Source organism: Nocardia sp. NPDC052316, assembly GCF_044547795.1.
Classification (GTDB): Bacteria; Actinomycetota; Actinomycetes; order Mycobacteriales; family Mycobacteriaceae; genus Nocardia.
Genome location: NZ_JBIUBB010000002.1, coordinates 195,132 through 211,152 on the forward strand (window position 1 = coordinate 195,132; position 16,021 = coordinate 211,152).

Annotated in this window: 4 protein-coding genes; all 4 read right to left on the minus strand. The window is 68.7% G+C overall.

Annotated elements, in window-relative coordinates; genetic code table 11:
• Positions 1-14 precede the first annotated feature (14 nt).
• Positions 15-3,575 (minus strand): DNA polymerase III subunit alpha, encoded by a 3,561-nt coding sequence (gene dnaE, locus ACIHA7_RS08080; RefSeq protein WP_397286921.1) that lies wholly within the window; start codon positions 3,573-3,575, stop codon positions 15-17.
• A 126-nt stretch (positions 3,576-3,701) separates the two neighbouring features.
• Positions 3,702-4,481, minus strand: a complete 780-nt coding sequence (locus tag ACIHA7_RS08085) for a thioesterase II family protein (protein WP_397286923.1) — start codon at positions 4,479-4,481, stop codon at positions 3,702-3,704.
• Between the two features lie 79 nt (positions 4,482-4,560).
• Positions 4,561-5,019 carry a nuclear transport factor 2 family protein gene (locus tag ACIHA7_RS08090; RefSeq protein WP_397286925.1) on the minus strand — a complete coding sequence of 153 codons (459 nt, stop codon included), beginning with the start codon at positions 5,017-5,019 and terminating at the stop codon, positions 4,561-4,563.
• Positions 5,016-16,007, minus strand: coding sequence for an SDR family NAD(P)-dependent oxidoreductase (locus tag ACIHA7_RS08095; RefSeq protein ID WP_397286927.1), 10,992 nt, complete (start codon positions 16,005-16,007; stop codon positions 5,016-5,018). Before ACIHA7_RS08095 ends, ACIHA7_RS08090 begins: the two co-directional genes overlap by 4 nt.
• Positions 16,008-16,021: the final 14 nt, after the last annotated feature.

A 16,021-nucleotide genomic window follows, 5' to 3' on the forward strand; every position in this document is an offset into this window, starting at 1 on the left:
GCCGAAACAACCTGTCATGTCAGCACTTTGACGCCGCGCACGGCCCGCAGCTCACCGAGCAGTGCCGAGCTGACCGTCACCGGATAGTTGTCGACCGCCAGCGTGGTGCGCCGGTCGCGGTAGCACAGCACCAGGCGCACCGGGGTCCCGCCGCGGTGGGATCGCAGCGCCGATTTCAATTCCAGGACACTGTCTCGACGGGTGGACTCGGCATTGATCTCCAGCATCAGCGGAGGTGCGTGCTCGCCACGTTCCACGGAACTGATATCCAGCGGAGCGAGATGGGTGCCGAAGATGCCCATCCTGTCCTCCCGCCAGTTCACCCGACCTTCTACTGCCACCACGGCGTCCACGACCAGATCGGTGGTGAACAGGTTGTAACTCTTTGGGAAGAACAGCACTTCGACCGAGGCGTCCAGGTCCTCGATCACCGCGATCGCCCAGCTTTCCCCCTTCTTGTTCACCCGGCGTTCCAGTGCGGAAATCATCCCCGAAATCACGATCGTCCCCTCCCGTGGCGCATTGGCCAGCACATGGGCGATCGGTTTCGGGGCGGCCTTGCGGAGAATGTGATTCGTGCCGTCGAGTGGATGCCCGGAAACGTAGAGCCCCAGCATTTCTCGCTCCAGTCCGAGCAATATCTTGCGTGGCCACTCCTCACCGTCGAATTTCAGATGACTCAGCGGCGAGGAATGACTGGACGTCTCCTCGGTGTCGCTCTCGACGCCGAACAAGTCGAACTGCCCCATCGCCTCTTGACGCTTGAGTCCGGTGACTGCGTCCACCGCTTCTTCGTGCACGTCGATGAGCGCCTTGCGCGGATGATCGAACGAGTCGAACGCACCGGCCTTGATGAGCGACTCCAGCACGCGTTTGTTGCAGCAGACCAGCTCCGACTTCTCGATGAAATCCGCGAACGAGGTGTATTTGCCCTTGGTGGTGCGGGTTTTGATGATCGACTCGACGACGTTGGCCCCGACGTTGCGGATACCGCCGAGCCCGAATCTGATGTCGGTGCCGACGGCGGAGAACCGCAGCGACGACTCGTTGACGTCCGGCGCTAGTACTTTGAGGCCGAGCTGGCGGCACTCGGCCAGATAGATCGCCGACTTGTCCTTGTTGTCGGCCACCGAAGTGAGCAGGGCCGCCATGTATTCGGCCTGATAGTTGGCCTTGAGGTAGGCGGTCCAGTAGCCGACCAGCGCGTACCCCGCCGCGTGCGACTTGTTGAACGCGTATCCGGCGAACGGCAGCACGGTGTCCCACAGGGCCTGCACCGCTTCGTCGGAGAACCCGTTCTCGCGCATGCCCGCGCGGAAGCCCTCGAACTCCTTCTCCAGCACCTCGAGCTTCTTCTTGCCCATCGCCCGGCGCAGCACATCGGCGCGGCCCATGGAGAAGCCCGCCACCCGCTGGGCGATCTGCATGATCTGTTCCTGGTACACGACCAGGCCGTAGGTCTCGGCGAGGATGTCGCGCAGCGGCTCGGCCAGTTCCTCGTGGATCGGCTCGATCGCCTGCCTGGCGTTCTTGCGGTCGGCGTAGTTGTTGTGCGTGTTCATCGCCATCGGCCCCGGCCGATACAGCGCGTTGACGGCGATGATGTCCTCGAACCCGGTGGGCCCCAACCGCCGGAGCAGTTCGCGCATCGCGTTGCCGTCGAGCTGGAACACGCCGAGGCTGTCACCGCGGCCGAGCAGCTCGTAGGTCTTCGGATCGTCGGTGCCGAGCGAGTCGAGGTCGACCGTCTCGCCGCGGTTGGCCTCGATGTTCTCGATCGCGTCGCCGATGACGGTGAGGTTGCGCAGCCCGAGGAAGTCCATTTTGAGCAGGCCGATGGCCTCGCAGGACGGGTAGTCCCATCCGGTGATCATCGAGCCGTCCTCGCGCCGCCACAGCGGGATGACGTCGGCCAGCGGCTCCGAGGACATGATCACCGCGCAGGCGTGCACGCCCGCGTTGCGGATCAGACCCTCCAGGCCGCGGGCGGTCTCGAAGATGGTGGCGACGTCCTTGTCGGTCTCGATCAGCGAACGCACCTCGGCCGCTTCGGGGTAGCGCTCGTGCTTCGGATCGACGATGCCCGACAGCGGGATGTCCTTCGCGGCGACCGGCGGCGGCAGCGCCTTGGAGATCCGGTCGGCGATGGCGAAACCGGGCTGACCGAAGTGGACCCGCGCGGAATCCTTGATCGCGGCCTTCGTTTTGATCTTGCCGAAGGTGATCACCTGGGCGATGCGGTCGCTGCCGTATTTCTCGGTCGCGTAGCGCACCATCTCACCGCGGCGGCGATCGTCGAAGTCCATATCGATATCAGGCATCGACATGCGCTCGGGATTCAGGAATCGCTCGAACAGCAGACCATGGTGGATGGGGTCCAGATTGGTGATACCCATTGCGTAGGACACCAGCGATCCCGCCGCCGAGCCACGCCCCGGACCGACTCGAATGCCTTGCTGGCGTGCGTAATTCATCAGGTCCGCGGTGATGAGGAAGTAGGCGGGAAAGCCCTTCTGCACGATGATGTCGATCTCGAACTCGGCGCGGCGCAGGTATTCCTCGGGCACCCCACCGGGCAGCCGCCAGGCCAGTCCACGCATGACCTCCGCGCGGAACCACGAGGTCACGTCGTAGCCCTCGGGTGCCTCATAGATCGGCATCCGGTCGGTGTGCTCCCACACCTCGGCGTAGGACTCGACCCGTTCGGCGATCAGCAGGGTGTTGTCGGCCGCGCCGGGCACCTCGGTATCCCAGTACGCCCGCATCTCCTCGGCCGACTGGAGGTAGTAACCGTCGCCGTCGAACTTGAACCGCGTCGGATCGCTGAGTGTCTTCCCCGCCTGGACACACAGCAGCGCGGCATGCGCCTCGGACTGATCCTTGGTGACGTAGTGAGAGTCGTTGGTGGCCAACGGGGGAATGCCCAATTTCGCGCTGATCTCGAGCAGCCCTTCGCGGACCGACCGCTCGATGGGCAGGCCGTGGTCCATCAGTTCGACGAAGAAGTTCTCCTTGCCGAAGATGTCGCGGTAGTCGGCGGCCGCCTGTATCGCCTCGGCGTGCTGACCGAGCCGCAGCCGCGTCTGCACCTCGCCGGACGGGCAGCCGGTGGTGGCGATGATCCCCTCGGCGTGCCCGGCGACCAGCTCGCGGTCCATCCGCGGCTTGCGGTAGTAGCCCTCGATGCTGGCCAGCGAGGACAGCTTGAACAGGTTGCGCAACCCGCGCGCGTCGCGCGCGAGCATCGTCATGTGCGTGTACGCACCGCCACCGGAGACGTCGCCGCCGACGCCCTCCCCATTCGACCCGCGTTGATTGGCCTGCCCCCAGAACACCGGCTTCTTGTGGAATCGGCTGCCGGGGGCGAGATACGCCTCGATGCCGATGATCGGCTTGATCCCCATCTTCGTGGCGACCTGATAGAACTCGTCGGCCCCGAACATGTTGCCGTGGTCGGTCATCCCCACCGCGCTCATCCCGAGCCGTCCGGCCTCCTCGAACAGCGGCTTGATCTTCGCCGCACCGTCCAGCATCGAGTACTCGGTGTGAACATGCAGGTGAACGAACGAGGACAACGGACGCCTCCAGATGGACTCAGACTCGGAAAGGCCTATTCGAGCCGAGTGGGCGATCTTGGGTCAAACAATCAACACGCACCAAACGACAACCAGTGGTTGTTCTGGCTGGCTCTGCGCCGCAAGCTATTCCGGCCGGGAGCCGGATGCGCAGAGCAAGGAGTCCGTGATGGTGTCGATGACGGCGGTCCGGTGGGCGGTCAGATAGAAATGGCCACCCGTGAAGACCTGGGTCTCGCACCTCGAGGTGGTGTGCCGCGCCCAGTCGCGCGCCTCCGCGACCGTGGTTTTAGCGTCGTCGTCCCCGACCAGCACGGTGATCGGAGACCGAACGGTGGCCCCAGGCCCGCAGCGGTAGGTCTCGATCGCCCGGTAGTCGCTGCGGATCGCGGGCAGGATCATGCGCAGCACCTCCTCGTCGCCGAGTAGTGCGGCGTCGGTACCGCTGAGCTGCCGAATCTCCGCGACGAGCGCGTCGTCACCGCGGGTGTGCACGTTCTCGTCGCGATACCGGGAGGGCGCCCGACGGCCGGAGGCGAAGAGCATGGCCAGCACTATTCCGTCACGTTCCTCGAACAGTCGGGCGACCTCGAAGGCCACGATCGCACCCATGCTGTGGCCGAAGAAGGCCATGGGCAGGGCGGTCCACGGTTTCAGCTCGGCGTAGATCTGTTCGGCGAGTGCGCCGATGTCGTCGATAACCGGGTCGAGGCGGCGGTCCTGCCGCCCCGGGTACTGGACGGAGAGCACCTCTATCGAGCCCGAACCGGACAGCGCGGCCGACACGGGGAAGAAGAAGCTCGCTGAGCCGCCGGCGTGCGGAAAGCAGACCAACCGGATTGTCGCGGCGGGCGCGGGATGGGGCCTTCGGATCCAGCGGGCATTGTCCACGGTAGATTCCGGCATGTGCTGGTACTCCTGTGATCTCTCGGTCGAAAACCCCGCTCCGCCAGCCGAATCGGACAGCGGAGCGGGTTGATTCCGGTCAGTAGCGGCGTTCGCCGTCACCGCTCAGCGGCGACCACCACTGGGTGTAGTTCGTGGTGCCGTCACCGAAGATCCCGCCTGCGCCCTCGACCACTTTTCCGTTCTCCCACTTGAGCATCTGCACGCCGGAGATATCGAGCACGTCGAACGGGGAGGTGCTGCCGTCCGGCGCGCCCTTGCGTACCGCGTGGATCCGGTTGGCGTCGATCGAGTAGCCGTCCTCGTTGTTGATGAGCAGCGTGACGGGCTGCATGCTCCACGTGCCGCCGGAAGCCTCCAGCATTCCCTGCACATAGGACATGAAGTCGTCGATGCCGACCCGCCAGCCTGCCTGCGCGTGGCTACCCGGCGCCAGGAAGCGCAGGTCCTCCGACCAGTACAGCGCGGTCTTCTCGCGGTCTCCTGAGCTGACCGCCTGGTAAGCGGCGGCGACCAGTTCGGGGGTGATCTCGGTCATTTCGTCCTCTCTTGTTCGGTTGTTACCGGCAGTGCGGCGAGCCACGAATCCACCGCCAGCGCGGCGTCTTCGGCGTGTTCGCCCACGATCGTGAAGTGGTCGCCCGCGACCGCGAGGTCGGCGTCGCAGAGCTTCCAGGACGGTCCCCAGTCGGCCTCGGCCAGTGGTGTTCCGTCGGTATCGGGCAGCGCGTCGGCGGCGCGCAGGAACAGCGTCGGGGCATCGATGCGGCGCGGCTCCCATGCGCCGAAAACCTCGAAGTAGCCACCCATCGCGGTGAGCGACACGTGATCCATCGACACCAGTTCGCTGCGCCGTCCGAACAATCCGTGTGTGAACGCCCGGCTCAGCCGCGGATTCATCTCCAGGGGTAGATAGGTGTCGATGAGCACGACCGCGGCCGGCGGTGTAGCGGTCTGCTCCAGGTGGGCGGCGACCTCGTGGGCGATCCAGCCACCCGACGAGTAGCCGAGCAGGACGTACGGCTCGCCTGCCGCGTGCGCGAGCACCGCCCGCGCTTGCGCCTCGGCGAGTGCCGCTACTGTGCTCGGCAGCTTTTCGCCCGCGCCGAATCCCGGTTCGGGCAAAACGACGGTGTCGCGGCGGTCCCGCAGCGTCGCCGCGAACCGCGCGTACTGGTGCGCACCGGACATCGCCACCACCGCGGGAAAACAGATCAGCCGCGGCCGCAGTGGTCCACGGGCCAGCGGTACCGGATTCGGCCACCGGTCGAGCTCGTCCGGTCCGTGGAACACCGGCCGCAGCCGTGCCGCGACCCGCGCCAGCTCCATGCCCGCGTCGATCCGGTCCTCGACACACGCGAGGCGGAACAGGGCACCGAGCGTGTCGTCGGCGGCGGCAGGCGGCGCGGCCGTCTGTGCCAATTCGTCGGACAGGAATCGGATCAGCGCGGGCGGCGTCGGATGGTCGAACACCAGGCTCGCGGGCAGTCGCAAGCCGGTCGCGCGTTCGAGCCGGTTGCGCAGATCTACCGCGGTCAGCGAGTCGAAGCCGAGCTCGGTGAACGCCCGCCCGTCGTCGAGCGCCGCCGGTGCGGAGTGACCGAGCACGGCGGCCACCTCGCGCCTGGCCAGCTCGAGCAGCGCCACTTCGCGTTCCCCGCCGGACAATTCGGCGAGCCGGGTGGACAGATCGTGCCGCAGTGCCGTGGCGGTGTCGGCCCGAGTGGGCCGGACCAGTCCGTGCCAGATCGGCGGCAACGGCTCGCGTGCCGCCGTGGCCCGCAGTGCCGCGATATCCGCGTGCACCGGCACGAGCAGGGATTCGGGCCGGGTTAGCGCCGCGTCGAACAGTGCGAGGCCTTCCTCGGTGCGCAACGGAACGAGCCCACCGCGCACGAGTCTGCGGCGTTCGGTCGCCATGCCGTCTTCGATATCCCACGGGCCCCAAGCCAGCGATACCGCGGGCAGCCCGTTCGTGACCCGGCGCGCGGCGAGTGCGTCGAGGAAGGCGTTACCCGCCGCGTACGCGGCCTGCCCAGCCGAGCCGAGTATGCCCGCCACCGACGAGAAGAGGACGAAGGCCGCAGCGTCACCGCAGAATTCGTGGAGGTACCACGCCGCGTCCACCTTCGGGCGCAGCACCCTGGCGAGTTGGTCGGCGGTGAGCGACTCGACCACACCGTCGTCGAGCACACCAGCGGCGTGGATCACCGCGTGCACCGACCGGCCCGCCAGCAGGGCGGCGACCTGGTCGCGCTCGGCGACGTCGCAGGCGGCCACCTCGATCCGGGCACCCGCCACCGCCAAGTCGGCACGCAGTGCGTCCATCGCGCCACTTCGGCTGACCAGTAGCAGATCGCGCACGCCGTGCGCGGCGACGAGGTGGCGGGTCAGCAATTGCCCGAGTGCCCCGGACGCACCGGTGACCAGGACGGTGCCGCCGCTCAAATCGACCGCGGTCGAGGCGGATCCGGTGAGCTGGGCGAGCCGGGGCACGTGCACTCCGCCATCGCGGATGGCCACCTCCGGTTCGCCTGACGCGAGCGCGGCAGCGAACTGCCGCCAGTTCGGAGTCTGCCCACTCGACGCGATATCGAGTGTCAGCACCCGGCCGGGGTGCTCGGCGTGGGTCGCGCGCACCAGACCGGTGAGCGCGGCCATGATCGGGCTCGTCGCGGCGTCTCGGGTCACCAGCACCAGGCGGCCGGCGGCGAAGCGTTGGTTGGCGAGCCACAGCTGCAGGATCGTCAGCACGCGGGTGGTCAGCTGGGTGGTTGCCGACGGCAGATCGCCGCCGGGGGCGGCGGGCGCGAAGTACACCGCGTCCGGCACGGCGCCGGAAGCCGTTGCCGCCGACGCCAGTTCCGTCAGATCGGCATACCGCTCCACTTGGCCGCCGCTGCCCCGCAGCATCGAGAGCAGCCACTGTTCGTCACCGAGCACGGCCGACCACGAGGGGGCCGTGACCTGTTTCGCGGGCAGCTCCGGCCAGCGCAGACCGAGTAACGCCCGGGGGGTTCTGGTCCGTTCATGGTCGATGGCGGCGCGGCGCAAGGTCAGTGCGGCAACGCTGCCGACCTCGTGGCCGTCGAGATCGGCGAGGTGCAGTTCCACCGTGTCGTTGCCGACCTGTTGGAGGCGCACCCGTAGTGCGGTGTGGCCTGCGGATGCGATACGTACACCGCGCCAGGCGAACGGCAGGCTCGGAGCGGCGTCGTCGGCCGCGACGAAGTCGCCGAGTCCGATGGCGTGCAGTGTTGCGTCGAGCAACGCGGGGTGCACCAGGTGGCCGGTCGCGTCGATGCCCTCCGGCAGTGCCACCTCGGCGAAGACCGCCTCGGCGGTGCGCCATGCGGCACGCAGTCCACGGAACGCGGGACCGTAGTGCAAGCCGTTGTCGGTCAGCCGATCGTAGATTCCCGCGAGCTCCAGCCGCTGCGCGTCCTGCGGCGGCCATGGCGGCACGGACACGGCGGTCTGCGGCGCATCCGATTCGGTGAGGACCGCGGTGGCGTGGCGCTGCCAGGTGTGCTCGGTGCCGGATACCCGGCTGTGCACGCGTGCGGTTCTGCGGCCTGCGTCGTCCGGCTCGACGGTTACCCGAATGTCCAGTGGCGCACCGGGGTCGAGCACGAGCGGCGTCTCCAGAATCAGGTCGTCGAGCGCGCCGTGTCCGCAGGCCGAACCCGCGTGCAGGATGAGATCGACATGCGCCGTGCCGGGTAGCACGACCTGTTCGCCGACTGCGTGATCGACGAGCCAGGAGTGCGTGTCGAGACCGATGCGCCCGCAGAACATCAGCGCGCCCGACTCCGGATCGGCGACCACCGCGGTCAGGATGGCGTGCTCGGCGCGGTCGACACCGGCTGCCGCTAGATCGGCCGGACCGGAGACGCGATGGTCGAGCCAATAGCGTTGGTGCTGAAAGGAGTAGGTCGGAAGGGCCGTGGTGCGTGCACCGGTGTCGGCGAAGTAGTTGCGCCAGTTCGGGTTCGCGCCTCGGGTAATGAGGTGGGCGAGCGCGACGGTGAGGGCGTGCGGCTCCGAGTGTCCGGTGCGGACGTTGAGGCTCGGCACGGCTCCGGCAGGTAGATGGGCGATGAGCGATGGCTCAGGACCTATCTCGAGATAGGTGCCTGAGGTGATCGTGGCGACGGCGTCGGCGAACCGGACGGTGTTGCGGGCGTGCCGGATCCAGTGCTCCGGGTCGGCGAGGGTGGTCGCATCGACGGGTTTGCCGGTGACGGTGGAGATCATCGGGAGCAGGGGCGGGGCGAAAGTCAGTTGTGCGAGGACGTCACGGAACTCGTCGAGGATGGGGTCCATCAAGGGGGAGTGGAAGGCGTGGGAGACGCGCAGCCACGTGGTCCGATGTCCGGCGAGCTGATCGATGACGCCGGTGAGTACGGCGCGATCGCCGGACAGGACCAGGGATTCGGGCCCGTTGACCGCGGCGACGCCGACTGTGTCGCGATGGTTGTCCAGGTAGGGCAGCACGTCGGCTTCGGTGGCGGCCACGGCGACCATGGCGCCACCTTCGGGTAGCGATTGCATGAGCCTGCCCCGGGCGGTGATCAGTGTGGCGGCGTCGGGGAGGGTGAGGACGCCCGCGATGTGCGCGGCGGTGACCTCGCCGATGGAGTGGCCGGTGATGGTGGTTGGTGCGATGCCCCAGTGTTCCCAGAGTCGATAGAGGGCGACCTGCAGCGCGAACAGTGCCGGTTGCGCGTGGCAGGTCTGGTCGAGCAGGTCGGCGTCGTCGCCGAAGACGATCTCGCGCAACGGTTCCGGGAGATGCCGGTCGAGCTCCGCGCAGACGGTGTCGAAGGCCTCGGCGTAGACAGGGTAGGTGTCGTAGAGCTCGCGGCCCATGCCGAGGCGCTGGGTACCCTGCCCGGCGAACACCATGGCCACCCCGCCCGGGGACACTCGGCCGACCGTGACATCCGGATGCGAACCACCCCGCGCGAACGCCAGCAGCGCCTGCCGGCACTGCACCGGATCGTTCGCAACCACCACCGCCCGCTCGTCCAGCGCGGCGCGGCCAACGGCCAGCGAGTAGCCGACGTTCGCGAGGTTGCCGTCGTTGCCGTCGTCCGCGAGCCGAGCCGCCTGGGCGCGCAACGCCGTCGGCGTGTGCGCGGACAGCAACCACGGTACGACGGGCACGGTACGCGCGCCGTCAGATCCGGTGTCGGAAACCGGCGGTTGTTCGAGGATGATGTGGGCGTTGGTGCCGCTGATGCCGAAGGAGGAGACGCCTGCCCGGCGGGGTCGGTCGTGCTCGGGCCAGGGCTGATTCTCGCTGAGGAGCGCGACTTTGCCGGTGTCCCAGTCGACGTGTGGTGTGGGTTGGTCGATGTGCAGGGTGCGGGGCAGGGTGCCGTGGCGCATGGCCATGATCATTTTGATGATGCCTGCGGCGCCGGCGGCGGCTTGGGTGTGGCCGATGTTGGATTTGATCGAGCCGAGCCAGAGTGGTTGGTCTCGTTCTTGTCCGTAGGTGGCCAGGAGTGCTTGGGCTTCGATGGGGTCGCCGAGTCGTGTTCCGGTGCCGTGGGCTTCGACGGCGTCCACCTCCGCGGGTTGCAGGCCCGCACTCGCCAGCGCTTGGCGGATTACTCGTTGCTGGGCAGGCCCGTTGGGTGCGGTGAGCCCGTTGGAGGCGCCGTCTTGGTTGATCGCCGAACCACGGACGACGGCGAGTACCGGGTGGCCGTTGCGGCGGGCGTCGGACAAGCGTTCGAGCAAGAGCAGGCCGACGCCCTCGCCCCAGCCGGTGCCGTCGGCGTTGTCGGAGAACGCTTTACAGCGGCCGTCAGGGGAGAGCCCGCCCTGTCGGCTGAATTCGGTGAAGGTGGTGGGCGTCGCCATCACGGTGACCCCGCCGGCGAGTGCCATGGTGCATTCACCGTTGCGCAACGCCTGTGCGGCCAGGTGCAAGGCGACCAGCGACGACGAGCATGCGGTGTCGATGGTGACGGCGGGGCCTTCGAGGCCGAAGGTGTAAGAAATACGCCCGGAGGCGATGCTGCCCGCGCTGCCGTTGCCCAGATACCCGGCGACTTCCTCCGGGGCTCGTTCGAAACGTGCGGCGTAGTCGTTGTACATGACGCCGGTGAAGACGCCGGTCTTGCTGCCGTGCAACGACATCGGGTCGATGCCCGCGCGTTCGAAGGTCTCCCAGGTTGTTTCGAGCAGTAGTCGCTGCTGTGGGTCCATCGCGAGCGCCTCGCGCGGCGAGATGCCGAACAGCGCGGCGTCGAATTCGGCTGCCTCGTGCAGGAATCCGCCTTCCCCCGTCGTGGAGCCGCCGGGGCCGTAGATGCTCGCCTCGTCCCAGCCGCGATCGGTGGGGAACGCGGTGACCGCATCCTGACCGTCGGTCACCAACCGCCACATCTGCTCCGGGCTGCCGATGCCGCCCGGGTACCGGCACGCCATGCCCACGATGACGACGGGATCGTCCTGGGCAGCTACGGCAATGTCCGCGGTGGCGTCGAGTCCGACCGTGCCGAGCAGTTCGCCGCGGAGGTATTCGACCAGCGCGACTGCGTTGGGGTGATCGAAGATCAGGGTGGCCGGAAGGTCGAGTCCGGTCACCGCGTTCAGACCGTTGCGGAACTCGACGGCGGTGAGCGAGTCGAAACCGAGATCGTGGAAGGCCCGCGCGGGAGCGATCGCGGACGAGTCGGCATGACCGAGCACGGCCGCGGCCCGCTCGCTGACCAGGGCGAGCAGTGCGGTGTCCCGATCCGCCGGAGCCATCCGGCGCAGCCGCCCGCGGAACGAATCCGCCTCGTCCGCAGCGGCTTTACGCGGCGCCGTGGACACGAGAGCACGCAGTAGCGGAGGTACCGATCCGGCGGCGGCGAGCGCGTGCGGGTCGAGATGCATCGGCATCGCAACGCCGCCGCCCACGGTCAGCGCCGCGTCGAACAGCCGCAGACCCTCCTGCTCGGACAGCGCCCGCATGCCCCGTCTGGTGGTGGCGGTGTGCGCCATGCCGGTGTTCCAGAGTCCCCAGGCGATGCTGGTGGTGGGGTGTCCGGTGGTGGTGCGGTGGTGGGCGAGGGCGTCGAGGTAGGCGTTGGCTGCTGCGTAGTTGGCTTGTCCGGGGGAGCCGAGTGTTGCTGCGGCGGAGGAGAAGAGGATGAGGGTGGTGTTGTGGTGTGTGGTGAGTTGGTGGAGGTGCCAGGCGGCGGTGGCTTTGGGTGCGAAGCTTCGGTGCAGATGCTCCGGCGTCTGATTGGTGAGCACGGCATCGTCGAGGACGCCCGCGCAGTGCACGATGGCGGCCACATCGCGTCCGTGCAGGACGGCGGCGAGCTCCGCGCGGTCGGTGACATCGGCGGTAACGGCGGCCACCCGCGCGCCGGCGGCGGTCAAATCCGCGAGCAGCGCCGCGGGAATCTCGCGGCGCGCCGCGAGAACGAGGTCGCGCGCACCATGCGTGTACACGAGGTGGCGAGCCAACAGGCCGCCGAGCGCGCCGGTGGCGCCGGTGATCAGCACCGTGCCCGCCGTCCAGTCCGGGCCGGCAGCGGTACCGGCCGCCGCGCGCACCAGCCGGGGCGCGTAGGTGGCACCGCGCCGAACCGCGATCTGGTTCTCCCCGGCTGCCACCGCGGCGGTGACCCGCTCCTGCCATGCGGAGTCGGGGTCGTCGACGTCGACAAGCACGAACCGCTCGGGGTGCTCGGACTGGGCCGACCTGGTCAGCCCCCACACCGCCGCATTCGCCAGGGCTGCGGGCACATCGGCGGGCTCGTCGTCGTCGAGCAACTGCGAACCGGTGGTGACCACCGCGAGTTGTGCGACCGAGGCTCGGTCGTCGGTCAGCCAGCTCTGCAGGAGCGACAGTACCTGTGCGGCAGCGTCTTCGGCGTCATTGGTGGCCGGGCGCACCGGGAGGAACACCACCTCCGGTGCCGCGGCAGCTGCCGAATCCGGCAGCGGAACCCACGAGGTCCGAAACAGCGAGCGGTGGAGCTGATCCGTCGCCGCCGACCGGGGTAGCGGCCGCAGCGTGAGCTGTGCGATGTCGAGAACCGGGCGATCCGAGGCATCGGTGAGCAGCAATGACACCGCGTCCCGCCCGACAGGCGAGATGCGTACCCGCAGGTGCCGGGCGTTGACGGCGTGCAGCGTGACGCCGCGCCAGGCGAACGGCACGACGGGCGTGTCGGCCTCGTCGAGCATTTCGGTGAGGCCGATGGGGTGCAGCGCGGCGTCGAGCAGCGCCGGGTGCACCGCGAAGCGGTCCGCGTCCGCGTGTTGCGCCTCGTCCAACTCGACCTCGGCGAAGATCTCGTCGCCTAGTCGCCACGCTCGGCGCACGCCCTGGAAGGCCGGGCCGTAATGCAGGTCGGGCCGATCGCCGTAGAGCCCGTCGATATTCAGCGGCGTCGCCTCGGCGGGCGGCCATGCGGCGCTGTCCTCACGTGGCCGGGCGAGCGCCGCGGTCAGCCGTCCTTCGGCATGCTTGGTCCACGGCTCGTCGGGGGTCGCGTCGGTAGCGCGGGAGAAGACGGTGACGGTACGCCCGGTGGCGTCCGGTTCGTCCACCAGGATTTGCAGCTGGAGCTCGGTGTCCCTCGGCAGGACCAGGGGCGCGCCGAGGGTGAGCTCGGCCAGGTGCGGATAGTTGAGGTGTTGCCCCGCCTGCAGCGCGAACTCGACGAACGCGGTGCCGGGCAGCAGTACCTCACCGTGCACGGTGTGGTCGGCCAGCCACGGGTGGGTGCGCGGGGAGAGCGTGCCGGTGAGCAGGGCGCGATCGCCGTCGGCAAGGCCGACCGCGGTATCGAACAGCGGGTGTGCCGAGTGACCGACGGCCTCGGCCGATTCGAGCCAGTAGCGCGCGTGTTGGAAGGGGTAGGTCGGTAGCGGCACGTCTTGTGCGCCGCTGTCGGCAAAGTAGTGGTGCCAGTTCGCATTCAGTCCGCAGGTGACCAGGCGGGCGAGGGCGGCGGCGAGGGCCCGCGGTTCCGGTTGGCCTCGGCGAAGGCTGGAGACGGCTCCGGCGGGCAGGTGGGGGAGCAGCGCGCTGCCTGGACCGATCTCCAGGTACCCGGCCGGGTCACTGGCGGCAATGGCGGCGATGGCGTCGGTGAAGCGGACGGTATTGCGGGCGTGGCGAATCCAGTGCTCGGGATCGGTGAGCGTGTGGTGGTCGACCGGACGGCCGGTGACGGTGGATACCAGCGCGACGGTGGGTGTGTGGAACGTCAGTCCGGTGACGATGTCGCGGAATCGGTCGAGCATGGGGTCCATCAAGGGGGAGTGGAAGGCGTGTGAGACGCGTAGCCACTTGGCCCGGTGCCCGTCGAGCCGACCGATCAGTTCGGTGAGCGCGGCCTTGTCTCCCGACAGGACAACGGCATCCGGTCCGTTGACGGCGGCGATGCCGACCCGGTCTTCGTACCCGTGCAGCTGCGTGCGGATGTCGTCCTCGGTGGTGTCGATGGCGAGCATGGCGCCGCCCTCGGGCAGCGACTGCATCAGCGCGCCGCGGTGGGCGACGAGGGTGGCGGCGTCGGCGAGGGTGAGTACGCCCGCGACATGCGCGGCGGCGATCTCGCCGATGGAGTGCCCGGCCAGCACGGCGGGCACGACGCCCCAGTGTTCCCAGAGTCGGAACTGCGCGACCTGCATGGCGAACAGTGCGGGCTGGGCGTACTGCGTGCGGTCGAGGAGCTCGGCGTCGTCGCCGAAGACGATGTCGCGCAAGGGTTGTGTGAGGTGCTGGTCGAGTTCGGCGCAGACGGTGTCGAAGGCTTCGGCGTAGACGGGGTAGGTGTCGTAGATTTCGCGGCCCATGCCGAGGCGTTGGGTGCCCTGCCCGGAGAACACCACGGCCACACCGCCCTTGGCCGCTCGGCCGGTGACCGCCGCCGCAGGCTGCTCGCCCGCGGCCAGGGCGCGCAGGGTCTGCCGATACTCGGCGCTCTCGCCGCACAGGACGACGGCGCGCTCCTCGAACGGAGCACGGGTGGTCGCGAGCGAATAGCCGATATCGAGCGGGTCGGCGTCGTCCACCCGGTCGGCCAGACGGGCCGCGTACGCGCGCAGCGCCTCCGGTGTCCTGGCCGACAGCAGCCACGGCACGACCGTCGGGCGGGTTCTGGTGTCCGCCGACGACTCCTGCTCCGGTGCCTGCTCCAGGATCACGTGGGCGTTGGTTCCGCTGAAGCCGAACGAGGACACCCCCGCCCGGCGGGTGCCGTCACGCTCGGCCCAGGCAACGGGTTCGGTCAGCAGTTCGACAGCACCGGAGCCCCAGTCGATTTCGGTGCTGGGTGTCTCGGCGTGCAACGTCCGCGGCAGGGTGGCGTGCCGCATGGCCAGCACCATCTTGATCACGCCGGCGATGCCCGCCGCGGCCTGGGTGTGGCCGATATTGGACTTGATGGAACCCAGGCGCAGCGGGTGTTCGCGATCCTGCCCATAGGTGGCCAGCAGCGCCTGCGCCTCGATCGGGTCGCCCAGCCGGGTTCCGGTGCCGTGCGCCTCGACCGCGTCGACCTGATCGGCGCGCAGCCCGGCATCGATCAGGGCGTCCCGGATAACGCGCTGCTGTGACGGCCCGTTCGGCGCGGTGAGGCCATTGGACCGGCCGTCCTGATTCACCGCCGTGCCGCGCACGACCGCCAGAATCGGATGACGATTGCGGACGGCATCCGAGAGCCGTTCGACCACGAGCACGCCGGCACCCTCGGCCCAGCCGGTGCCGTCGGCATTGTCGGAGAACGACTTACAGCGGCCGTCCGAGGCCAAGCCTTGCTGCCTGCTGAAGTCGATGAACGGCGCCGGGCTCGCCATCACGGTGACGCCGCCGACCAGGGCGAGCGAGCATTCCGCGCGACGCAGCGCCTGGCCGGCCAGGTGCAGAGCCACCAGCGACGACGAGCAGGCGGTGTCGATCGTGATCGCGGGGCCCTCGAGCCCGAGCGTGTACGCCAGCCTGCCGGAGGCGATACTGCCCGAGTTGCCGGTACCGAGGAAGCCCTCGACCACAGCCGGGATCCGCGCCAGGCGCGAGGCGTAGTCGTGGTACATGACACCGACGAAGACCCCGGTGCGGCTACCGCGCAGCGCGCCGGGCACGATACGCGCGCGCTCCACCGCCTCCCACGCGGTTTCCAGCAGTAGTCGCTGCTGCGGGTCCATGGCGAGCGCCTCGCGCGGGGAGATGCCGAAGAACTCCGCGTCGAACTCCGCCGCGTCGTAAAGGAATCCACCCTGCAAGGTGTCGACACTGCCCGATTCACCGGGCCGCGCGTTACGCAGTCCGTCGATGTCCCAGCCCCGATCGTCGGGGAACCCGCCGATCGCATCCCGACCGGACGCCACCAGCTGCCACAGCTGTTCGGGTGTCGTCACTCCGCCCGGATACCGGCATGCCATACCGACGATGGCCAGCGGTTCCCGGCTGCTTTCCTCGGCGTCGCGCAGCCGCTGGCGGGTGTCGCGCAGCTCGGCGGTGAGCCGCTTGAGGTACTGAAGGGTCTTTTCCTCGTTCACGTCACGTCACTCTC